At 58.9% G+C, this 21,101-nt stretch carries 20 protein-coding genes and 2 tRNA genes; 19 read left to right on the plus strand and 3 right to left on the minus strand.

The window, feature by feature from the left end; translation table 11 throughout:
- Positions 1-23: 23 nt before the first annotated feature.
- Genes carB through ACL0K2_RS17800 form a run of 3 tightly spaced genes read left to right on the plus strand, consistent with a single transcriptional unit; the run spans position 24 to position 4,127 of the window.
- Positions 24-3,245 carry a carbamoyl-phosphate synthase large subunit gene (gene carB, locus ACL0K2_RS17790; protein WP_413043150.1) on the plus strand — a complete coding sequence of 1,074 codons (3,222 nt, stop codon included), beginning with the start codon at positions 24-26 and terminating at the stop codon, positions 3,243-3,245.
- A complete protein-coding gene (greA, locus tag ACL0K2_RS17795) occupies positions 3,242-3,718 on the plus strand; it encodes a transcription elongation factor GreA (RefSeq protein ID WP_045160849.1) in 477 nt (158 codons plus the stop codon). Before carB ends, greA begins: the two co-directional genes overlap by 4 nt.
- A 10-nt stretch (positions 3,719-3,728) precedes the next feature.
- Positions 3,729-4,127 (plus strand): hypothetical protein, encoded by a 399-nt coding sequence (locus ACL0K2_RS17800; RefSeq protein WP_045160850.1) that lies wholly within the window; start codon positions 3,729-3,731, stop codon positions 4,125-4,127.
- 19 nt (positions 4,128-4,146) lie between these two features.
- On the opposite strand, the gene ACL0K2_RS17805 is transcribed toward ACL0K2_RS17800, so the two are convergent.
- Positions 4,147-4,458 (minus strand): YhbY family RNA-binding protein, encoded by a 312-nt coding sequence (locus tag ACL0K2_RS17805; RefSeq protein WP_045160851.1) that lies wholly within the window; start codon positions 4,456-4,458, stop codon positions 4,147-4,149.
- Positions 4,459-4,540: 82 nt separating this feature from the next.
- Between ACL0K2_RS17805 and rlmE the strand changes: the two genes are divergently transcribed.
- From rlmE to ACL0K2_RS17885, 16 genes are all read left to right on the plus strand, one after another.
- Positions 4,541-5,191: a 23S rRNA (uridine(2552)-2'-O)-methyltransferase RlmE gene (rlmE, locus tag ACL0K2_RS17810; RefSeq protein ID WP_045160852.1), complete on the plus strand. Its 651-nt coding sequence runs from the start codon at positions 4,541-4,543 to the stop codon at positions 5,189-5,191.
- Positions 5,192-5,369: 178 nt separating this feature from the next.
- A complete protein-coding gene (ftsH, locus tag ACL0K2_RS17815) occupies positions 5,370-7,280 on the plus strand; it encodes an ATP-dependent zinc metalloprotease FtsH (protein ID WP_413043151.1) in 1,911 nt (636 codons plus the stop codon).
- Between the two features lie 15 nt (positions 7,281-7,295).
- Positions 7,296-8,147 carry a dihydropteroate synthase gene (gene folP, locus ACL0K2_RS17820; RefSeq protein WP_413043152.1) on the plus strand — a complete coding sequence of 284 codons (852 nt, stop codon included), beginning with the start codon at positions 7,296-7,298 and terminating at the stop codon, positions 8,145-8,147.
- Positions 8,148-8,157: 10 nt separating this feature from the next.
- Complete coding sequence (glmM, locus tag ACL0K2_RS17825) at positions 8,158-9,495, plus strand: phosphoglucosamine mutase (RefSeq protein WP_045160855.1); 1,338 nt, start codon at positions 8,158-8,160, stop codon at positions 9,493-9,495.
- Positions 9,496-9,561: 66 nt separating this feature from the next.
- Positions 9,562-10,317, plus strand: a complete 756-nt coding sequence (gene tpiA / locus ACL0K2_RS17830) for a triose-phosphate isomerase (protein WP_045160856.1) — start codon at positions 9,562-9,564, stop codon at positions 10,315-10,317.
- Between the two features lie 4 nt (positions 10,318-10,321).
- Positions 10,322-10,705 carry a preprotein translocase subunit SecG gene (gene secG / locus ACL0K2_RS17835; protein ID WP_045160857.1) on the plus strand — a complete coding sequence of 128 codons (384 nt, stop codon included), beginning with the start codon at positions 10,322-10,324 and terminating at the stop codon, positions 10,703-10,705.
- A 10-nt stretch (positions 10,706-10,715) separates the two neighbouring features.
- Positions 10,716-10,801, plus strand: a tRNA-Leu gene (locus ACL0K2_RS17840).
- Between the two features lie 91 nt (positions 10,802-10,892).
- A tRNA-Met gene (locus ACL0K2_RS17845) sits at positions 10,893-10,969 on the plus strand.
- Positions 10,970-11,097: 128 nt separating this feature from the next.
- On the plus strand, positions 11,098-11,556 hold the full coding sequence (rimP, locus tag ACL0K2_RS17850; protein WP_025240595.1) for a ribosome maturation factor RimP: 459 nt from the start codon (positions 11,098-11,100) through the stop codon (positions 11,554-11,556).
- Between the two features lie 48 nt (positions 11,557-11,604).
- A complete protein-coding gene (gene nusA, locus ACL0K2_RS17855; RefSeq protein ID WP_045160858.1) occupies positions 11,605-13,086 on the plus strand; it encodes a transcription termination factor NusA in 1,482 nt (493 codons plus the stop codon).
- 28 nt (positions 13,087-13,114) lie between these two features.
- Entirely contained in the window at positions 13,115-15,619 is a 2,505-nt protein-coding gene (gene infB / locus ACL0K2_RS17860; RefSeq protein ID WP_045160859.1) for a translation initiation factor IF-2, read from the plus strand.
- A gap of 115 nt (positions 15,620-15,734) precedes the next feature.
- Positions 15,735-16,124 carry a 30S ribosome-binding factor RbfA gene (rbfA, locus tag ACL0K2_RS17865; RefSeq protein ID WP_045161096.1) on the plus strand — a complete coding sequence of 130 codons (390 nt, stop codon included), beginning with the start codon at positions 15,735-15,737 and terminating at the stop codon, positions 16,122-16,124.
- A 3-nt stretch (positions 16,125-16,127) separates the two neighbouring features.
- Positions 16,128-17,045: a tRNA pseudouridine(55) synthase TruB gene (gene truB / locus ACL0K2_RS17870; protein ID WP_239610903.1), complete on the plus strand. Its 918-nt coding sequence runs from the start codon at positions 16,128-16,130 to the stop codon at positions 17,043-17,045.
- 119 nt (positions 17,046-17,164) lie between these two features.
- Positions 17,165-17,434, plus strand: coding sequence for a 30S ribosomal protein S15 (gene rpsO, locus ACL0K2_RS17875; protein ID WP_025240600.1), 270 nt, complete (start codon positions 17,165-17,167; stop codon positions 17,432-17,434).
- 207 nt (positions 17,435-17,641) lie between these two features.
- The gene (gene pnp / locus ACL0K2_RS17880; RefSeq protein ID WP_045160861.1) at positions 17,642-19,747 is read left to right on the plus strand and encodes a polyribonucleotide nucleotidyltransferase; all 2,106 of its coding nucleotides are present in this window, start codon (positions 17,642-17,644) and stop codon (positions 19,745-19,747) included.
- 292 nt (positions 19,748-20,039) lie between these two features.
- A complete protein-coding gene (locus tag ACL0K2_RS17885) occupies positions 20,040-20,414 on the plus strand; it encodes a BON domain-containing protein (protein ID WP_045160862.1) in 375 nt (124 codons plus the stop codon).
- 61 nt (positions 20,415-20,475) lie between these two features.
- On the opposite strand, the gene ACL0K2_RS17890 is transcribed toward ACL0K2_RS17885, so the two are convergent.
- Together ACL0K2_RS17890 and ACL0K2_RS17895 are read right to left on the minus strand one after the other, a co-directional pair.
- Positions 20,476-20,784 (minus strand): DUF2845 domain-containing protein, encoded by a 309-nt coding sequence (locus tag ACL0K2_RS17890; RefSeq protein WP_045160863.1) that lies wholly within the window; start codon positions 20,782-20,784, stop codon positions 20,476-20,478.
- Between the two features lie 17 nt (positions 20,785-20,801).
- Positions 20,802-21,101, minus strand: coding sequence for a DUF2845 domain-containing protein (locus ACL0K2_RS17895; protein WP_045160864.1), 300 nt, complete (start codon positions 21,099-21,101; stop codon positions 20,802-20,804).

Below are 21,101 nucleotides of genomic sequence, written 5' to 3' on the forward strand. Positions count from 1 at the left end.
GAGCACAGAATTCGAGAGAGACCATGCCAAAACGTACAGATATCAAAAGCATCCTGATCCTCGGCGCCGGGCCCATTGTCATCGGCCAGGCCTGCGAGTTCGACTACTCCGGTGCTCAGGCCTGCAAGGCACTGCGCGAGGAGGGATTCCGCGTCATTCTGGTGAACTCCAATCCGGCCACCATCATGACCGACCCGGCCATGGCTGACGCTACCTACATCGAGCCGATCAAGTGGGCCACCGTGGCCAAGATCATCGAGAAGGAGCGCCCCGATGCGCTGCTGCCGACCATGGGCGGCCAGACGGCGCTGAACTGCGCTCTGGACCTGGAAAAGCATGGCGTGCTCGAGAAGTTCGGTGTCGAGATGATCGGTGCCAACGCCGACACCATTGACAAGGCAGAGGACCGTTCGCGCTTCGACAAGGCGATGAAGAACATCGGTTTGGCGTGCCCGGTTTCAGGCATCGCGCACAACATGGACGAAGCCTACGGCGTATTGGAGAAGGTCGGTTTTCCCTGCATCATCCGCCCGTCTTTCACCATGGGTGGAACCGGTGGCGGTATCGCCTACAACCGTGAAGAGTTCGAGGAAATCTGCGCCCGCGGCCTCGACCTGTCGCCGACCAGCGAGCTGCTGATCGACGAGTCGCTGATCGGCTGGAAGGAATACGAGATGGAGGTGGTCCGCGACAAGAAGGACAACTGCATCATCGTCTGCGCCATCGAGAACTTCGACCCTATGGGTGTGCACACCGGTGACTCCATTACCGTTGCTCCTGCCCAGACTCTGACCGACAAGGAATACCAGATCCTGCGTAATGCGTCCCTGGCGGTGCTGCGCGAGATCGGCGTGGAAACCGGCGGCTCCAACGTGCAGTTCGGCATCTGCCCGAATACGGGGCGCATGGTAGTGATCGAGATGAACCCGCGTGTGTCGCGTTCCTCGGCGCTGGCCTCCAAGGCCACCGGTTTCCCGATCGCCAAGATCGCAGCCAAGCTAGCAGTCGGCTATACCCTCGACGAGCTGCAGAACGACATCACCGGCGGCCGTACGCCGGCGTCCTTCGAGCCGGCGATCGACTACGTGGTTACCAAGATCCCGCGTTTCGCCTTCGAGAAGTTTCCCAAGGCGGATGCCCGTCTGACCACTCAGATGAAGTCCGTTGGCGAAGTTATGGCCATCGGTCGCACTTTCCAGGAATCCGTACAGAAAGCGCTGCGCGGCCTGGAAGTAGGTGTTTCGGGCTTTGATCCGAAGCTGGATCTGGTCGATCCGGAGAGCGAAAGCACGCTCAAGCGTGAGCTAACCGTGCCGGGTGCGGACCGTATCTGGTATCTGGCCGATGCCTTCCGTGCTGGCAAAAGCGTCGCCGAAGTCTTCGACCTGACACGTATCGATGAGTGGTTCCTGGTGCAGATCGAGGATCTAATCAAGGACGAAGAGCGGATCAAGACCATGGGTCTGTCCAATATCGATCGCGACGTCATGTACAAACTCAAGCGCAAGGGCTTCTCCGATGCGCGCCTGGCCAAGTTGCTCGGCGTAACCGAGAAGAATCTGCGTAATCATCGTCACAAACTCAAGGTGTTGCCGGTCTACAAGCGCGTCGATACCTGTGCCGCCGAGTTCGCTACCGACACCGCCTACATGTATTCGACCTACGAGGAAGAATGCGAGGCCAACCCGTCGAGCCGCGACAAGATCATGATCCTCGGCGGTGGCCCGAACCGCATCGGCCAAGGCATCGAGTTCGACTACTGCTGCGTGCATGCGGCCCTGGCGATGCGTGACGACGGTTACGAGACCATCATGGTCAACTGCAACCCTGAAACCGTCTCCACCGACTATGACACCTCGGATCGCCTGTATTTCGAGCCGGTGACTCTGGAAGACGTGCTGGAAATCGTCCGGGTCGAGCAGCCCAAGGGCGTCATCGTGCAGTACGGCGGCCAGACTCCGCTGAAGCTGGCGCGAGCTCTGGAAGAGGCCGGCGTGCCGATCATCGGGACCAGTCCCGACGCTATCGACCGTGCCGAAGACCGCGAGCGCTTCCAGCAGATGGTCGAGCGCCTGAACCTGCGTCAGCCGCCGAACGCGACGGCGCGCAGCGAAGAGGAAGCCCTGGCCGCGTCCAAGGTCATCGGCTATCCGCTGGTGGTGCGCCCGTCCTACGTGCTGGGTGGCCGGGCGATGGAAATCGTCTATCAGGAAGAAGAGCTGCGCCGTTACATGCGCGAGGCGGTCAAGGTGTCCAACGACAGCCCGGTCTTGCTCGACCACTTTCTCAACTGCGCCATCGAAGTCGACATCGACGCGGTATGCGACGGCGAGCAGGTGGTGATCGGTGCGATCATGCAGCACATCGAGCAGGCGGGCGTGCACTCCGGTGATTCCGCGTGCTCCCTGCCGCCTTACTCGCTGCCGGCGCATATCCAGGACGAGATACGCGACCAGGTCAAGAAGATGGCGCTGGAGTTGGGCGTCGTTGGCCTGATGAACGTGCAGATGGCCGTGCAGGGGGAGGATATCTTCGTCATCGAAGTGAACCCCCGTGCCTCGCGTACCGTTCCCTTCGTGTCCAAGTGCATCGGCGTTTCGCTGGCGATGATCGCAGCGCGCGTCATGGCGGGCAAAACGCTGACCGAAGTTGGACTGACTGAAGAAATCATCCCCAACTTCTACAGTGTCAAGGAAGCGGTGTTTCCGTTCGCCAAGTTCCCAGGCGTCGACCCGATCCTCGGCCCGGAGATGAAATCGACCGGCGAGGTTATGGGCGTTGGCGACAGCTTCGCCGAGGCCTTCGCCAAGGCGCAGCTCGGTGCCAGCGAAATCCTGCCGAACAGCGGTTGCGCCTTCATCAGCGTACGTGACGACGACAAGCCGCATGTCGCCCAGGTGGCGAGAGACCTGATCGAGCTTGGTTTCGAGGTCGTCGGCACAGCCGGCACGGCCAAGATCATCGAGGCTGCCGGCCTCCCGGTGCGCCGCGTGAACAAGGTGACCGAAGGTCGTCCTCATGTTGTCGACATGATCAAGAATGACGAGGTCACCCTGATCATCAATACCACCGAGGGGCGTCAGTCCATCGCTGACTCCTACTCGATTCGTCGTAACGCCCTGCAGCACAAGATCTGCTGCACCACCACCCTGGCTGGTGGTCAGGCGATCTGTGAGGCGCTGAAGTTCGGTCCCGAGAAGTCCGTACGCCGGCTGCAGGATCTCCATGCAGGAATCCAGGCATGACTAAATACCCCATGACGGTCCAGGGCGCGCGCGCCCTGGAAGAAGAGCTCAAGCATCTCAAAACCGAACTGCGCCCGCAGATCACCCAGGCCATCGCCGAAGCGCGCGAGCTGGGTGATCTCAAGGAAAATGCCGAATACCATGCCGCCCGTGAGCAGCAAGGTATGGTGGAAGCGCGCATTCGCGACATCGAGGGGCGTCTGCAGAACGCCCAGGTCATCGATGTGGCGAGTATTCCGCATACCGGCAAGGTGATTTTCGGCACCACCGTGGATATCGCCAACGTCGAAACGGATGAAACCGTGACGTACCAGATCGTCGGTGACGACGAGTCGGACATCAAGCGCGGCAAACTGTCGGTCAGTTCCCCTATCGCTCGCGCGCTGGTGGGAAAGGAAGAGGGTGATGTGGTGACGGTCAGGACGCCCAGCGGCGTGGTCGAATATGAAATCGTCGAGGTTCGCCATATCTGACCGTCGACCGATGCGCGCAGGAATCATCAGTTGGCAGCTGGCCCAGACGTTCTGGGTCGGCGGCCTCTGGTTGCTACAGTTCGTGATGCTGCCGGCGCTGGCGAAAATTGGCCTGGCACCGCTGTTGATTGACGAGATCGCGTCCAGCCTGCGGCCATTGTTGGTAGGCTTTGCCGCGTTCTGCGTGGTTCTTCAGGCGGTCGTGTTGATCCAGTTGAGCGGCTTTCGCGCCCTCTGGCGGGACGTGCGTGGGCAGTTGCTGTTATCGGTGCTGCTGCTTGCGGCGAGTCATTTCGTGGTGCGGGCTGGTGTTGTCGAATCACCTTATTGGCTTGTATTCAGCTACTTGGTGATTGGATTGTGCGGGCTGATGCTGGTGCTGCAAGTCGCTCCCGGACGGGAGCGATAGCGGCAAGCCCGAGAGTGGCTCAGCCTTGAAAGCGATGCACGTTCGACAGCTGCTTGTTTACATTCGGGTTCTTGCGATAGACCAATGCCATCTTGCCGATGGACTGGACCAGTTCGCAGCGGCCGATCTTGCATAGTTCTTCTGTCACCGCACGACGATCATCGCGCTCGGTGATTCGCAGTTGTACTTTGATCAGTTCATGATCGCTCAAGGCGCGCTCCAGTTCGGCCTGGACCCCGTCGGTCAGGCCATTCTCGGACACGATCAAAACCGGCTTCAGATGATGGCCGATGGATTTGTATTGCTTCTTCTGCTCATTGGTGAGCGGCATAATTCGACCCTTGCGTCAGAACCCTTGAAAACGGCGGCTAGTGTAACTGACACACCCAGAGCCGCACAGATGAGGTATCAGCTTGGCACGTTCCAAGACCAGCCCGCGTTGGCTGAAAGAGCATTTCGACGATCCTTACGTGAAGATGGCGCAGCGCGACGGCTATCGGTCCCGGGCAAGCTACAAGCTGCTCGAGATTCAGGAGAAGGATCGTATCCTTCGGCCAGGCATGACCGTGGTCGACCTCGGCGCTGCGCCGGGCGGGTGGTCTCAGGTCACCAGCCGAGTGATCGGCGATCGTGGACGGCTGATCGCATCCGACATTCTGCCGATGGATAGCATCGCCGATGTGACCTTCGTGTTGGGTGACTTCACCGAGGACGAGGTGTTTGCTGAAATTCTTCAAGCCATCGGGGAAACGCAAGTCGACCTTGTGATTTCAGATATGGCCCCCAATATGAGTGGGGTGAAGGTAGCTGACCAAGCGCGAGCGATGTTTCTCTGCGAGCTGGCCTTGGATTTGGCCATGCGGGTATTGCGCCCGGGTGGCGATTTCCTGATCAAGATCTTCCAGGGCGAAGGCTTCGACGCCTACCTGAAGGAGGTCCGGCAGAATTTCGACAAGGTCCAGATGCGTAAACCCTTGTCTTCCCGGGATCGGTCGCGCGAACAGTACCTGTTGGCCCGCGGCTATCGTGGCGATGGCAACGAGATGGATACGCCGCGGTCCTAGTAGTAAGGATACCCAGGCAGGTACCTACCGCCGGAATTACGGGCTGGTTTCATATCGGGTTACAGACCAAGCTGCCCGTTCAGCGACGTTGTGTAGTAAGTTAGGCCGAGAGCGAGCATCGGCCGTCATGCAGGCTCCCGACAACAGGCCTGCTCTAGAGGGTAATGAATTGAACGACATGGCAAAAAACCTGATCCTGTGGTTGATCATTGCCGCTGTCCTGGTGACGGTGATGAACAACTTTTCCAGCCCGACCGAGCCGCAGACGCTCAATTACTCGGATTTCATCGAGCAGGTGAAAGAAGGTCGTGTGGAGCGCGTGACCGTCGATGGTTACGTCATTACCGGCAAACGCAGTGATGGTGAGACCTTCAAGACGATCCGTCCGGCGATTCAGGACAATGGCCTGATCGGCGACCTGATCAACAACGACGTGGTGATCGAAGGCAAGCAGCCGGAGCAGCAGAGCATCTGGACGCAGTTGCTGGTCGCCAGCTTCCCGATTCTGGTCATCATCGCGGTCTTCATGTTCTTCATGCGCCAGATGCAGGGTGGTGCGGGTGGCAAGGGTGGGCCTATGAGTTTCGGCAAGAGCAAGGCGCGCCTGCTTTCCGAAGACCAGGTCAAGACCACCTTCGCCGATGTGGCTGGTTGTGATGAGGCCAAGGAAGAAGTTACCGAGCTGGTCGAATTCCTGCGCGATCCGGGCAAGTTTCAGCGCCTCGGTGGTCGCATCCCGCGCGGTGTGCTGATGGTCGGTTCGCCGGGTACCGGTAAGACGCTGCTGGCCAAGGCGGTCGCTGGCGAAGCCAAGGTTCCTTTCTTCACCATTTCGGGCTCCGACTTCGTCGAGATGTTCGTTGGTGTGGGTGCCAGCCGTGTACGAGACATGTTCGAGCAGGCCAAGAAGCACGCGCCCTGCATCATCTTTATCGATGAGATCGATGCGGTCGGTCGTCACCGTGGCGCCGGTCTCGGCGGCGGACATGACGAGCGCGAGCAAACGCTCAACCAGCTGCTCGTGGAGATGGACGGTTTCGAAATGAACGACGGCATCATCGTCATCGCCGCAACCAACCGTCCGGACGTCCTCGACCCCGCATTGCTGCGCCCCGGCCGCTTTGATCGGCAGGTAGTGGTCGGGCTGCCGGATATCCGTGGCCGCGAACAGATTCTGAAAGTTCATATGCGCAAGGTTCCGCTTGGTGACAGCGTCGAGCCGGCGTTGATCGCTCGCGGCACGCCCGGTTTCTCCGGTGCTGATCTAGCCAATCTGGTAAACGAAGCCTCGCTGTTCGCCGCGCGTGCAGGCAAGCGTGTGGTCGAAATGAAAGAGTTCGAGCTGGCCAAGGACAAGATCATGATGGGCGCCGAGCGCAAGTCGATGGTCATGTCCGAGAAGGAGCGCCTTAACACGGCGTATCACGAAGCGGGCCACGCAATCGTCGGGCGCGTCGTGCCGGAGCATGATCCTGTCTACAAGGTTTCGATCATTCCGCGTGGCCGGGCGCTCGGTGTCACCATGTTCCTTCCCGAAGAAGATCGTTACAGCCTTTCCAAGCGCGCCTTGATCAGCCAGATCTGCTCGCTGTTCGGTGGTCGTATCGCCGAGGAGATGACTCTTGGTTTCGAGGGGGTTACGACAGGGGCGTCGAACGACATCATGCGTGCCACGCAACTGGCTCGTAACATGGTCACCAAGTGGGGTTTGTCTGAAAAGCTCGGCCCTTTGATGTACGCCGAAGAAGAAGGAGAAGTCTTTCTGGGGCGCAGTGCCGGCAGCCAGCACACCAACGTCTCCGGCGACACCGCCAAAATGATCGACCAGGAAGTCCGCAGTATCATTGATCACTGCTACGGTACGGCCAAGCAGATCCTGGCCGACAACCGTGACAAGCTCGATCTGATGGCGGAAACGCTGATGAAATACGAAACGATCGACTCCGATCAGATCGACGACATCATGGCGGGCCGTACACCCCGCGAGCCGCGCGACTGGCAAGACGGCTCGGGGCCTACCGGAACGCCGGTGCAGCCTGAGGGTGGTCGCCCGCAGACGCCGATTGGTGGTCCTGCTGGCGAGCACTGAGCTAAGGCTGTTTCGATGACTGAATCGTTGCACCCAACCCGGCTGTCTTGTGGCAGCCGGGTTCTCGATTTATCCCGCCCACATGTCATGGGTATTCTCAACGTTACTCCCGACTCGTTCTCCGATGGCGGTCAGCACAACGGGGTTGATGCGGCGCTGCGCCATGCAGAGGCGATGGCAGCTGCTGGCGCGTCGCTGATCGACATCGGTGGCGAGTCCACGCGGCCTGGTGCGCGCGTCGTCTCCCCTCTGGAGGAGCTTGAGCGAGTGGCGCCGGTGGTTGAGGCGATTGCGCGCGAGCTTGATGTAATCATCTCGGTGGACACCTCGACGCCTGCCGTGATCCGCGAGAGCGCGCGTCTCGGCGCGGGGCTGATCAATGACGTGCGTTCGCTCTCCCGTGATGGAGCACTGGACGCGGTGGCTGACAGTGGCCTTCCGGTGTGCTTGATGCATATGCGCGGTGAGCCGGCTGACATGCAGAACGATCCTCGCTATGAGGACGTCACCGCTGAAGTGCTGAGGTTTCTCCGCGAACGCATGGACATTTGTGTTGCTGCGGGGGTTCCGGTCGAGCGGATCGTACTCGATCCAGGGTTTGGGTTCGCAAAGACCCTTTCGCATAACCTCAGCTTGTTCAAGCATATGGAGCAGCTGCATGCGTTGGGGCGACCTTTGCTGGTCGGAGTGTCACGAAAGAGCATGATTGGGCAGGCGCTTGGGCGCGACGTCGAGCACCGCTTGCATGGCAGCCTCGCGCTTGCGGCGTTGGCGGTTGCCAAGGGTGCGCGCATTCTGCGTGTGCATGACGTGGCTGAAACGGTTGATGTGGTTCGAATGATCGCTGCAGTGCAGGCGGCAGAATAGGGAATTCTTCATGGCTAGAAAGTATTTTGGAACCGACGGCATTCGTGGTCATGTCGGGCAGTTTCCGATCACTCCGGACTTCATGCTCAAACTCGGATGGGCGGCCGGAATGGCGTTCCGCAAGCATGGGAAATGCCGCATTCTGATCGGCAAGGACACCCGTATCTCTGGCTATATGTTCGAGTCCGCTTTGCAGGCTGGGCTATCGGCCGCAGGCGCCGACGTGTTGCTGCTCGGGCCCATGCCAACTCCGGCTGTCGCTTATCTGACCCGTACCTTTCACGCGGATGCGGGCATCGTGATCAGCGCCTCGCATAATCCTCATCATGACAACGGCATCAAGTTCTTCTCTGGCCGGGGAACGAAACTTCCGGACGAAGTCGAGCTGATGATTGAGGAGCTGCTCGATACACCGATGTCTGTGGTGGAATCGGCGCAACTCGGTAAGGCATCGCGTATCAACGATGCAGCGGGCCGTTACATCGAATTCTGCAAGAGCAGCGTGCCGACCAGTACCGATTTCTCTGGTATGAAGATCGTGCTCGATTGCGCTCACGGCGCCACGTACAAAGTTGCGCCCAGTGTCTTCCGCGAGCTTGGGGCAGAGGTGGTGGTTATCGCCGCTCAGCCTGACGGCCTGAATATCAATGCTGATGTCGGATCGACCCATGTGGGGCAGCTGCAGAAGGCGGTGATCGAGCATGGTGCGGACCTCGGGATCGCCTTCGACGGGGACGGCGATCGCGTGATGATGGTCGATCATACCGGGGCTCAGGTGGACGGTGACGAGTTGCTCTACATCATCGCCACCGACCTGCAGGATCGTGATCGCCTGGCGGGAGGGGTGGTTGGCACTCTGATGAGTAATCTTGGCCTTGAGCTGGCGCTCAAAGCGCGTGATATCCCTTTCGTTCGCGCTAAGGTGGGTGATCGCTACGTGATGGCGGAAATGCTCGAGCGTGACTGGGTGCTCGGGGGGGAGAATTCAGGGCATATCGTCTGTGCACAGCATGTGACAACCGGGGATGCGATCATCGCGGCGCTACAGGTCGTACTCGCATTGAGACGTCGTGGGCAGAATCTTGCGCAGGAGCGACTGGCCTGGAATAAATGCCCACAGGTGTTGATCAATGTGCGCTTCGCCGGTGATCGAGATCCTATTTCTCACCCTCAGGTTCAAGCGGTCTGTGACAGCGTCACCGAGCGGATGGCGGGTCGTGGCCGGGTGCTGTTGCGCAAGTCGGGAACCGAGCCGTTGGTGCGTGTAATGGTCGAAGGGGATGATGAAAAGCAGGTTCGGTGTTATGCCGAAGAACTGGCGAATGCGGTTACCGAAGTTTGTGCGTGATTGTCGCTTGCCAGGTCTGTTTTCGTTGAGTACCATCTGCGCCCACTTTGACCGACGAGGTAAAGCATGCGTCGCCCCCTGGTAGCTGGTAACTGGAAAATGAACGGTACCCGCGCCAGCGTCGCAGAGCTGATCGAGGCGCTTCGTCAACAGGAAATTCCTGCCACGGTAGAAGTGGTCGTGTTTCCATCCTGTTTGCATCTGGTGCAGGTCGTGAGCGGTCTGGAAGACAAGGCGATCGCTGTTGGTGCTCAGGATTGCGCGGTACAGGCCGGCTTTGGCGCCTTGACCGGCGAAGAGTCTGTCTCTCAGCTGGCTGATGCGGGTTGCGGATGGGTGTTGGTCGGCCATTCCGAGCGGCGCCTGATTCTGGGCGAAAGTGATGAAGTGGTAAGTAAGAAGTTCTCTGCAGCATTGGAGTGTGGAATGACTCCGGTGTTGTGTCTGGGTGAGACGCTTGAGCAGCGTCAGTCTGGGCAGACTTTGGAAGTGGTGGGGCGTCAGCTGGCTCGCATAGTCGCTGATGCCGGAATTGCCGCTTTCGAGCGGGCGGTTGTGGCGTACGAGCCGGTCTGGGCGATAGGTACCGGGCTTACAGCTACGCCACAGCAAGCTCAGGAAGTGCATGCGGCTATTCGAGGGCAGTTGGCGCGTGAAGATCAACGTATCGCCGATGGTGTGCGTCTTCTCTATGGCGGCAGCGTAAAGGCGGATAATGCCGCCGAGCTTTTCGGGATGGCTGATATCGATGGGGGGCTCATCGGTGGGGCTTCTCTGAACGCGAATGATTTCGGTGCGATCTGTCGTGCCGCAGGGAACTGATCAGATGTTGCAGACTGTTGTGATTGTGGTGCATCTGCTGGTTGCCATTGGTGTGGTTGCGCTGGTGTTGCTGCAGCAAGGTAAAGGGGCGGATGCAGGGGCTTCTTTTGGTTCGGGTGCTTCGGCAACTGTTTTCGGAAGCCAAGGTTCCGCTACCTTTCTTAGTCGGTTTACTGCTATACTTGCCGGCGTTTTTTTCGTGACGAGTCTGGGGTTGGCGTTCTTCGCAACGCGGCAAGCCGATCAGATGTCGCAGGCGGGGCTACCGGATCCAGCGGTACTGGAAGTCCCGGTTAGCAAGCCGGCAGTTGAAGATGTGCCTGTTCTGGAAGCTACTCCGTCCGCACCTGGTGCAGACGATGTACCTCAAGTCCAAGAGCAGAAGTAAAAAGGTTTTTGCCGAGGTGGTGGAATTGGTAGACACGCTACCTTGAGGTGGTAGTGGCCATAGGCTGTAGGGGTTCGAGTCCCCTCCTCGGTACCAAACAAGCAGGCCCGCAGATGCGGGCTTTCTTGTTTTCAGTGTTTGGGTTGACCTATTTCAGGTGCGGTCGTATAATTCGTGCCCAGTTTGACGCGGGGTGGAGCAGTCTGGTAGCTCGTCGGGCTCATAACCCGAAGGTCGTTGGTTCAAATCCAGCCCCCGCAACCAGTTGATGAAAAGCCCCTGTCGAGGGGCTTTTTATTAGCTTCAAGCCAGGTCGCCGGCATCTACAGGCGATCATCAGGGATGGGCGTTTCGCCCATTTTTCATTTCTACGGCATGCACGAGGGACTTCGATGTCGAGCAAGCTAGAACAGTTGCAGGCCTTGTTGGCCCCGGTGGTCGAGGCGCTCGGCTATCAATGCTGGGGTATCGAATTCATTTCGCAGGGTCGGCATTCCTTGTTGAGGGTCTATATCGATCATTCAAACGGGATTCTTGTCGACGATTGTGAAAAGGTCAGCCGCCAACTCAGCGGTGTGCTCGACGTCGAAGATCCGATCAGCTCCGATTACACCCTTGAGGTGTCCTCGCCTGGTATGGATCGGCCGCTGTTCACGCTTGAACAGTATGCGGCGCACGTGGGTGAACAAGTCAAAATAAAGCTGCGCTCGCCCTTCGAGGGGCGGCGCAATTTCCAGGGTCTTCTGCGCGGGATCGAGGAGCAGGATGTGGTGGTGCTGGTCGATGATCACGAATATCTGTTGCCGATCGACATGATCGACAAGACCAACATAATTCCCCGTTTTGAGTGAATCGCGGATCCCGCGGACCCCAATGGATTGCGATAGGCGAGGCGTACGATGAGCAAAGAAGTACTGCTGGTTGTGGAGTCGGTATCCAACGAAAAAGGCGTACCGGCCGGTGTGATCTTCGAAGCATTGGAGCTGGCTTTGGCCACTGCTACCAAGAAGCGTTTCGAGGATGAGGTGGACCTGCGGGTTGAAATCAATCGGCAGAACGGTAGCTATGAGACCTTCCGCCGCTGGACGGTGGTCGAAGAGGAAGATTTCGACGATCCAGCGCATCAGCTGACCGTCGACATGAAGCAGGCTCAGGAAGCCAACGCCAAGGTCGGCGACGTTCTGGAAGAAAAGATCGAGTCGATCGAGTTCGGCCGTATCGCTGCGCAGACTGCCAAGCAGGTCATCGTGCAGAAGGTTCGGGAAGCCGAGCGTGCACAGGTGGTCGAGGCTTATCGTGATCGCCTGGGCGAGATCATCTCCGGCACCGTGAAGAAGGTGACACGCGACAGCGTCATCGTCGACCTGGGTAATAACGCCGAGGCATTGTTGGCGCGCGAAGATATCATTGCGCGTGAAACCTTCCGTGTCGGCGCCCGAGTACGTGCGCTGCTCAAGGAAATCCGCACCGAGAATCGCGGTCCGCAGCTGATTCTGTCGCGCACCGCGCCGCAGATGCTGATTGAGCTGTTCCGTATTGAAGTACCGGAAATTGCCGAAGGCCTGATCGAGGTGATGGGGGCTTCGCGAGATCCAGGTTCACGCGCCAAAATCGCAGTTCGCTCGAAGGACAAGCGCATCGATCCGCAGGGTGCCTGCATCGGCATGCGCGGTTCACGCGTTCAGGCCGTTTCCGGCGAAATCGGTGGCGAGCGTGTCGATATCGTGCTCTGGGACGAGAACCCGGCGCAGTTTGTCATTAACGCAATGGCGCCCGCAGAAGTGGCCGCCATCATCGTCGACGAAGATGCCCATGCCATGGATATCGCGGTTGGCGAAGACAATCTGGCCCAGGCCATCGGTCGTGGTGGCCAGAACGTGCGCCTTGCCAGTCAGTTGACCGGCTGGACGCTGAACGTGATGACCGAAGCGGACATCCAGACCAAGCAGCAAGAAGAAACCGGCGATATCCTGCGTAATTTCATCGAAGAGCTGGACGTCGATGAAGAGCTGGCACAAGTACTGGTCGAGGAAGGTTTCACTTCGCTCGAAGAGATCGCCTACGTCCCAATGGAGGAAATGCTCGGCATCGAAGGCTTCGACGAAGACATCGTCAATGAGCTGCGAACGCGCGCCAAGGATCGCCTGCTGACGAAAGCGATCGCAACGGAAGAAAAACTGGCAGACGCCCAACCGGCCGAGGATTTACTCGAGCTGGAAGGCATGGACAAGGAACTGGCGGTCGAGTTGGCAATGCGGGGTGTCATCACCCGCGAAGACCTGGCCGAGCAGTCGATTGACGACCTGCTCGACATAGACGGCATAGATCAAGAACGTGCCGGCAAGCTGATCATGGCCGCCCGAGCCCATTGGTTCGAGTAAGTATTTAGCGGCCTGAGGAGAGAGATGCATGACGCAAGTCACGGTGAAAGAACTGGCCCAGGTGGTCGACACACCGGTCGAGCGACTGCTGCAGCAGATGCGTGAGGCAGGACTGTCGCACACCAGCGCCGAGCAAGTAGTGACCGATAATGAAAAGCAGGCCCTGTTGGCGCACCTCAAGAGCAGCCATGGTGCCAAGGTGGACGAACCGCGCAAGATCACCTTGCAGCGTAAGACCACGACCAAGCTGAAGGTTGGCGGCAGCAAGACCATCAGCGTTGAAGTTCGCAAGAAGAAGACCTTCGTCAAGCGTAGTCCTGACGAGATCGAGGCTGAAAAGCAGCGCGAGCTGGAAGAGCAGCGTGCAGCCGAAGAAGCGGCTCGGCAGAAGGCTGCCGAGGAAGCGCGTCTGCGTGCCGAGGAAGAAGCACGTCGCGAAGCCGAAGCTAAAGCCTCGGCCAAGGTCGAGACGCCCGTCTCCGAGCCCCAGGAGCCGGTTGCGGCCGTTGCGCCTGAACCCGCCCCGGTCGTTCCTGCGGCTCCGGTCGAGGAACGCAAGAAGGACGAGGCACGTCGCCCTGACAAAGCTCGTAGCGATGATGACGAACGTCGTGATCGCAAGCAGGCTCAGCATCGTCCTTCGCTGAAAGCGAAAGCACCGCTTTCGCGTACCGTGCGCAGCGGCGAAGACGACGCTGATGGATTCCGTCGCGGTGGTCGTGGCAAATCGAAACTGAAAAAGCGCAATGCGCATGGTTTCCAGAGCCCGAGCGGCCCGATCGTTCGCGAAGTAGCGATCGGCGAGACCATCACCGTTGGCGACTTGGCGCAACAGATGTCGGTCAAGGCCGCTGAAGTCATTAAGTTCATGTTCAAGATGGGCAGCCCGGTGACCATCAACCAGGTACTGGATCAGGAAACTGCCCAGTTGATTGCCGAAGAGCTGGGCCACAAGGTCAAGCTGGTCAGCGACAACGCCTTGGAAGAGCAACTGGCCGAACTGCTGAAGTTCGAAGGCGAGGCCATTACGCGTGCGCCGGTCGTAACCGTCATGGGGCATGTCGATCATGGTAAGACGTCGCTGCTCGATTACATTCGACGCGCCAAGGTTGCAGCCGGCGAGGCGGGTGGTATCACCCAGCATATCGGTGCCTACCACGTCGAGACCGACCGCGGCATGGTTACCTTCCTCGATACGCCCGGTCACGCTGCGTTTACCGCGATGCGTGCACGGGGTGCGCAGGCGACCGACATCGTCATTCTGGTGGTGGCTGCCGATGACGGCGTGATGCCGCAAACCATCGAAGCGATCCAGCATGCCAAAGCCGCCGGTGTTCCGCTGGTCGTGGCGGTGAACAAAATCGACAAACCGGGCGCCGATCTCGATCGAATCCGCAGCGAACTGTCCGTTCACGAAGTGACGTCCGAAGAGTGGGGCGGTGATACGCCGTTCGTGCCGGTTTCCGCCAAGATGGGTACGGGCGTCGATGACCTGCTCGAGGCCGTGTTGCTGCAAGCCGAGATCCTTGAGCTGACGGCAACGCCTTCGGCTCCGGGCCGCGGCGTTGTGGTCGAATCGCGTCTGGATAAAGGGCGTGGACCGGTTGCTACCGTGCTGGTACAAGACGGTACCCTGCGTCAGGGTGACATGGCGCTGGTCGGCTCGAACTATGGCCGTATCCGCGCCATGCTCGACGAGAACGGCAAGCCGATCAAGGAAGCAGGCCCGTCGATTCCGGTCGAAATTCTCGGCCTCGATGGCACACCGGATGCGGGCGATGAGCTCAGCGTACTGGCTGACGAGAAGAAGGCGCGCGAAGTGGCCTTGTTCCGTCAGGGCAAGTTCCGCGAAGTCAAGCTGGCTCGTGCGCATGCCGGCAAGCTCGAAAACATCTTCGAGAATATGGGCCAAGAAGAGAAGAAGACGCTCAATATCGTCCTCAAGTCCGATGTCCGTGGTTCCCTCGAGGCGCTGCAAGGTTCGCTCAGCAGCCTGGGCAACGATGAAGTTCAGGTGCGCGTTATCGGCGGTGGTGTCGGTGGTATCACCGAAAGCGACGCCAACCTGGCATTGGCGTCCAACGCCGTACTGTTCGGCTTCAACGTCCGTGCCGATGCCGGTGCGCGCAAGATCGTCGAGCAGGAAGGTCTGGATCTGCGTTACTACAACGTGATCTACGACATCATCGAAGACGTCAAGAAAGCCCTGACCGGCATGCTTGGCAGCGACGTGCGGGAAAACATTCTCGGCATCGCAGAGGTTCGCGATGTGTTCCGCTCGCCGAAATTCGGCGCCGTGGCAGGCTGCATGGTCACCGAGGGTATGGTGCACCGCAACCGCCCGATCCGTGTGTTGCGCGATGACGTGGTCATCTTCGAAGGCGAGCTGGAGTCCTTGCGTCGCTTCAAGGATGACGTCGCTGAAGTGCGCGCCGGCATGGAATGCGGTATCGCAGTGAAGAGCTACAACGACGTCAAGGCTGGCGACAAGATCGAAGTGTTCGAGAAAGTCGAAGTGGCGCGTTCGCTCTAACCGCAGCTGTAAGGTAATAGGCGGCAAGCTTCCAGGGGCGACCCTGGAAGCTTGCCGTTTGCCTTTGCAGCATGATGATTTCCAGGTTTGCAGCTTGCTGCTCGAGGCAGATTTTATGGCCAAAGAATTCAGCCGTACCCAGCGTATCGGTGACCAGATGCAGCGCGAATTGGCGCTGTTGATTCAACGTGAAGTGAAAGACCCGCGTCTGGGTCTGATCACCATTACCGCCGTCGAGGTCAGTCGCGATCTGTCCCATGCCAAGGTGTTCATCACTGTTATGGGCAAGGATGACGATGAAGATGCGGTCAAGACCAATCTCAGGATTCTCAACGATGCCGGTGGCTTCTTGCGGATGCAGCTGGGCAAGGCGATGAAGCTACGCACCGTGCCCCAACTGCATTTCAACTATGACGCCAGCGTGCGCCGTGGTGTCGAGCTTACATCTCTAATCGAACGTGCAGTGGCAGAAGACCGCAAGCACAGCGATGATCTCGGAGAGTAAAGCGTGGCACAGGTAAAACGCGTACGCCGAGCAGTCAGCGGCATCATTCTGCTCGACAAACCCCGTGGGTTCACTTCCAACGCTGCCTTGCAGAAGGTTCGCTGGCTGCTCAATGCCGAGAAGGCTGGGCACACCGGCAGCCTGGATCCATTGGCAACCGGTGTGCTGCCCTTGTGTTTCGGTGAGGCGACCAAGTTTTCGCAGTATCTGCTCGATGCCGACAAGGGCTATGAGACTGTTGCCCAGCTTGGCATTACCACCACTACGGCCGATGCCGAGGGCGAGGTGCTCGAGCGTAGGTCCGTCGACGTCAATCAGGCGCAGCTTGAAGCGCTACTGCCCCGATTTCGCGGCGATCTCTTGCAAGTGCCACCGATGTATTCGGCGCTCAAGCGCGATGGTCAGCCGCTGTACAAACTCGCTCGTGCAGGTGAGGTAGTGGAGCGCGAGCCGCGTTCTGTTACCATTACCCGCTTGGATTTACTGTCGCTCGAAGCTGACCGGGCTCGCCTGGCTGTTGCTTGCAGTAAGGGCACCTACATTCGCACCTTGGTCGAGGATATCGGGCAGGCGCTGGGCTGTGGTGCCCATGTGGCCGAACTGCGGCGAACTCAGGCCGGTCCATTCGACCTGACCCAGACGGTCAGCCTCGAGGAACTTGAACGGGTTCATGCCGAAGGTGGAGCGGAGGCGGTAGATGCCTTCCTCAAACCGGTCGATAGCGGACTCGAGCACTGGCCGCTGTTGCAGCTTTCGGAGCACAGCGCCTTTTACTGGCTGCACGGTCAGCCGGTACGTGCACCGGAAGCGCCGAAGTTCGGCATGTTGCGGGTGCAGGATCACAACGGTCGCTTCATTGGTATTGGTGAGGTGAGCGAAGACGGGCGTATTGCGCCGCGTCGATTGATTCGGTCGGAATGACCGATACGTGGTGCGCCTCGAAGGTGTGCTGCGTGACGAGGGTGGCTGTCGGCAGGCACGGTCACTCCTCTTTTTAGAATACGGGACCCGTCCCGGCCTGTTCATTGAAGGAGCCCATCATGGCACTTAGCGTTGAAGAAAAAGTCCAGATCGTTAACGAGTACAAGCAAGCTGAAGGCGATACCGGTTCTCCGGAAGTGCAGGTTGCCCTGCTGACCGCCAACATCAACAAGCTGCAAGGTCACTTCAAGGCCAACGGCAAGGATCACCACTCGCGTCGTGGTCTGATCCGTATGGTCAACCAGCGTCGTAAGCTGCTGGATTACCTGAAGGGCAAGGACACCACTCGTTACAGCACCCTGATCGGTCGTCTGGGTCTGCGTCGCTAAGCGATGCTTGTGCGAAGCTGAATGCCAAAGCTGGAAGTGGGGCTCGTCCCTGCTTCCAGCTTTTGCCTTTCAGCGGAGCACATTCGGACAGCGTAGGGGTTCGATTCCCCGCACTGCCCAAGAATTCGCTACGAAGCGTCTCGCGCGAGGCATGGCCCGCGAGATGTGAAAACGTTTCCCCCAAGGCAACATAGAGAAGGAACCACCGTGAACCCGGTAATCAAGAAATTTCAGTTCGGTCAATCGACCGTAACCCTCGAGACTGGCCGTATCGCCCGTCAGGCTTCAGGCGCTGTTCTGGTCTCTGTTGATGATGACGTTACTGTCCTGGTGACGGTAACCGGCGCCAAGACCGCCGATCCGAGCAAGGGCTTTTTCCCGTTGTCAGTGCACTACCAGGAAAAAACCTACGCAGCCGGCAAGATCCCTGGCGGCTTCTTCAAGCGTGAAGCGCGCCCGTCGGAGAAAGAAACCCTGACCTCGCGCCTGATCGATCGCCCGATCCGTCCGCTGTTCCCAGAAGGCTTCCAGAACGAAGTGCAGGTCATCTGCACTGTCGTATCGACCAGCAAAAAGACCGATCCGGACATCGCTGCGATGATCGGTACCTCCGCTGCGCTGGCCATTTCCGGTATTCCGTTCAACGGCCCGATCGGTGCTGCACGCGTAGCTTTCCATCCCGAGACCGGCTATCTGCTGAACCCGACGTACGAGCAGCTCAAGGCTTCCAGCCTCGACATGGTCGTGGCCGGCACCAAAGACGCCGTGCTGATGGTCGAATCTGAAGCCAAAGAGCTGACCGAAGATCAGATGTTGGGTGCCGTACTGTTCGCCCACGATGAATTCCAGGCCGTAATCCAGGCGGTTACCGAGTTGGCAGCCGAAGCGGCCAAGCCGATCTGGGACTGGCAGCCCAAAGCGGAAAACACTCAGCTGCTCGATGCGATTCGTAGCGAGTTCGGTGATGCCATTTCCCAGGCCTACACCATCATTATCAAGCAGGATCGCTATGCCCGTCTGGGTGAGCTGCGTGACCAGGTCGTCGCGAAGTTCTCCGGTGAGGAAGGCCAGCCGTCCGCCAGTGAAGTCAAAGATGCCTTCGGCGAGATCGAGTACCGCACCGTTCGCGAGAACATCGTCAACGGCAAGCCGCGTATCGATGGCCGTGACACCCGTACCGTGCGTGGCCTGAACATCGAAGTCGGTGTACTGGACAAGACCCACGGCTCGGCGCTGTTCACCCGTGGCGAAACCCAGGCGTTGGTGGTTGCGACCCTCGGTACCGCGCGCGACGCGCAACTGCTCGATACCCTTGAAGGCGAGAAGAAAGATCCCTTCATGCTGCACTACAACTTCCCACCGTATTCGGTAGGCGAGTGTGGTCGTATGGGCGCTACTGGCCGCCGCGAAATCGGTCACGGCCGTCTGGCCCGTCGTTCCGTTGCCGCCATGCTGCCGAGCGCCGATGAGTTCCCGTACACCATTCGCGTGGTCTCGGAGATCACCGAGTCCAACGGTTCCAGCTCCATGGCTTCGGTTTGCGGTGCTTCCCTGGCCCTCATGGATGCCGGTGTGCCGATGAAGGCGCCGGTAGCCGGTATCGCGATGGGTCTGGTCAAGGAGGGCGAGAAGTTCGCCGTACTGACCGACATTCTGGGTGACGAAGATCACCTGGGTGACATGGACTTCAAAGTGGCCGGTACCGCCAAAGGCGTGACCGCGCTGCAGATGGATATCAAGATCCAGGGCATCACTGAAGAGATCATGGAAATCGCGCTGGGCCAGGCACTGGAAGCGCGTCTGAACATTCTCGGTCAGATGAACCAGGTCATCGGTCAGTCGCGTACCGAGCTGTCGGCCAATGCACCGACCATGATTGCGATGAAGATCGACCAGGACAAGATCCGTGACGTCATCGGCAAGGGCGGCGCCACCATCCGCAGTATTTGCGAAGAAACCAAGGCCTCGATCGACATCGAAGACGACGGCTCGATCAAGATCTTCGGCGAAACCAAGGAAGCCGCAGAGGCCGCCAAACAGCGTGTTCTGGGCATCACCGCTGAGGCGGAGATCGGCAAGATCTATGTCGGCAAGGTCGAGCGCATCGTCGACTTCGGCGCCTTCGTCAACATCCTCCCGGGCAAGGACGGTCTGGTGCACATCTCCATGCTGAGTGACCAGCGGGTGGAGAAGGTTACTGACGTGCTCAAGGAAGGTCAGGAAGTGAAAGTGCTGGTACTGGACGTGGACAACCGCGGCCGTATCAAGCTGTCCATCAAAGATGTGGCGGCTGCCGAGGCGTCTGGCGCCTAAACGCACCAGCGGTGACAGAAAGGGCCCTTCGGGGCCTTTTTTGTTTCGGGCCTTGGAGCTTAGCGTCGCCCAACACAATCGGCTCGGAGCACGCGAAATTGATTGCAACTTGCACGCTTCGCTAGGACAAAACATGCAGTGTGCTAGTGGCCTTCAGCTACTGTGATTTTGCAAACTATTGAAGTTAAAGGGTTATTTTTATAATAAAAAGTGGCATGTCACTTGCGACATTACCTGTGAACTGCGGTCGGAATAGATGCCGCAGACATCTGAAGAAAACAGGAGTGCCACTATGAACATGATCCAGAATTCTCTTACCGCTGCTGCCGTCGCCGCTGCGTTGAGCTTGCCCATGGCGGGCGCTGCCTTCGCCGACACAACTCCGGCGCTGGATAAGGCTGATACGGTCATGCTGGCTACCAACGACACCATGAAAGAGGCTGGCGACGCCACCTCAGATACCTGGATCACCACCAAGGTGAAATCCGTTCTATTGGTGGAAGACGCTACCCCAGGTATGGATATCGAAGTCGAAACCAAAGACGGCGTTGTTTCGCTGTCCGGCACTGTGGCCACCGAGGCTGAGCGCGAAATGGCGATCAACAAGGCCAAGGGTGTCGAAGGCGTTCGTGACGTGTCGGCTGACGGCCTGAAAGCCGCCGACTAAACAATAGCTGTCGCCGTAACAGTGATATACGAAACCCCACCTTCGAGTGGGGTTTCCTTTTTCAGCGACCGCGCTGGCTGTCGATCCGACGCAGACGGTTCCCTTCGAAGCGTAGGAAATGGTACATCCCGTTGGTTGGTCCATAGAGCCATTCTTCGACCTGCACTTCATGACGAAAGCCGTAGTCATCGAGGACTTCCTTGTATCCCACCAGCGAGGCACTGGAAGGCTCGCCGCATTTGCTTCTGACTTCGGCGGTGGACGCTTCAAGGCTGACCAGCGCACTGCCGCAGCGATGGGTGGAAGCGGCCTGGGCGCTACAGGCGAACACAAGCAGACTCAGCAAGATCACGACGAGTGTAGTGGGCACGAGGAATCCTTTTCCGTTCAATGATCTCGGCGAGACTCGATGCGTACAAGTCGATTGCCTTGGAAGGTCAGAATGCTGAACATGCCGTTATTGGGGCCGTAAAGCCACTCTTCGATAACCAGCTCCTGCCTGGCGTAAGGGCCCAGTGTGTGGCCGATCAAATCGCGCTGCACAGGCGTGCCGCATTTGCGTTCGACCTCGAATGTCCTGTCGCCGGTACTGATCAACTGGCTGCCGCAGCGTAGGGTTTCTGCCTGTGACAGCGGAGACGCAAGCACGAAAATAAATAGCCAGGCGAGACGAGCGTGGGTGGGCAT

The sequence above is a fragment of the Pseudomonas sp. YJ42 genome (assembly GCF_047225135.1).
GTDB lineage: Bacteria > Pseudomonadota > Gammaproteobacteria > Pseudomonadales > Pseudomonadaceae > Stutzerimonas > Stutzerimonas stutzeri_E.

Coding starts and splice junctions, on each gene's coding strand:
- carB (WP_413043150.1), top strand. CDS start 24: ATGCCAAAACGTACAGATATCAAAAGCATCCTGATCCTCGGCGCCGGG.
- greA (WP_045160849.1), top strand. CDS start 3,242: ATGACTAAATACCCCATGACGGTCCAGGGCGCGCGCGCCCTGGAAGAA.
- ACL0K2_RS17800 (WP_045160850.1), top strand. CDS start 3,729: ATGCGCGCAGGAATCATCAGTTGGCAGCTGGCCCAGACGTTCTGGGTC.
- ACL0K2_RS17805 (WP_045160851.1), bottom strand. CDS start 4,458: ATGCCGCTCACCAATGAGCAGAAGAAGCAATACAAATCCATCGGCCAT.
- ftsH (WP_413043151.1), top strand. CDS start 5,370: ATGGCAAAAAACCTGATCCTGTGGTTGATCATTGCCGCTGTCCTGGTG.
- folP (WP_413043152.1), top strand. CDS start 7,296: ATGACTGAATCGTTGCACCCAACCCGGCTGTCTTGTGGCAGCCGGGTT.
- glmM (WP_045160855.1), top strand. CDS start 8,158: ATGGCTAGAAAGTATTTTGGAACCGACGGCATTCGTGGTCATGTCGGG.
- tpiA (WP_045160856.1), top strand. CDS start 9,562: ATGCGTCGCCCCCTGGTAGCTGGTAACTGGAAAATGAACGGTACCCGC.
- secG (WP_045160857.1), top strand. CDS start 10,322: ATGTTGCAGACTGTTGTGATTGTGGTGCATCTGCTGGTTGCCATTGGT.
- rimP (WP_025240595.1), top strand. CDS start 11,098: ATGTCGAGCAAGCTAGAACAGTTGCAGGCCTTGTTGGCCCCGGTGGTC.
- nusA (WP_045160858.1), top strand. CDS start 11,605: ATGAGCAAAGAAGTACTGCTGGTTGTGGAGTCGGTATCCAACGAAAAA.
- infB (WP_045160859.1), top strand. CDS start 13,115: ATGACGCAAGTCACGGTGAAAGAACTGGCCCAGGTGGTCGACACACCG.
- rbfA (WP_045161096.1), top strand. CDS start 15,735: ATGGCCAAAGAATTCAGCCGTACCCAGCGTATCGGTGACCAGATGCAG.
- rpsO (WP_025240600.1), top strand. CDS start 17,165: ATGGCACTTAGCGTTGAAGAAAAAGTCCAGATCGTTAACGAGTACAAG.
- ACL0K2_RS17885 (WP_045160862.1), top strand. CDS start 20,040: ATGAACATGATCCAGAATTCTCTTACCGCTGCTGCCGTCGCCGCTGCG.
- ACL0K2_RS17895 (WP_045160864.1), bottom strand. CDS start 21,101: ATGCCCACCCACGCTCGTCTCGCCTGGCTATTTATTTTCGTGCTTGCG.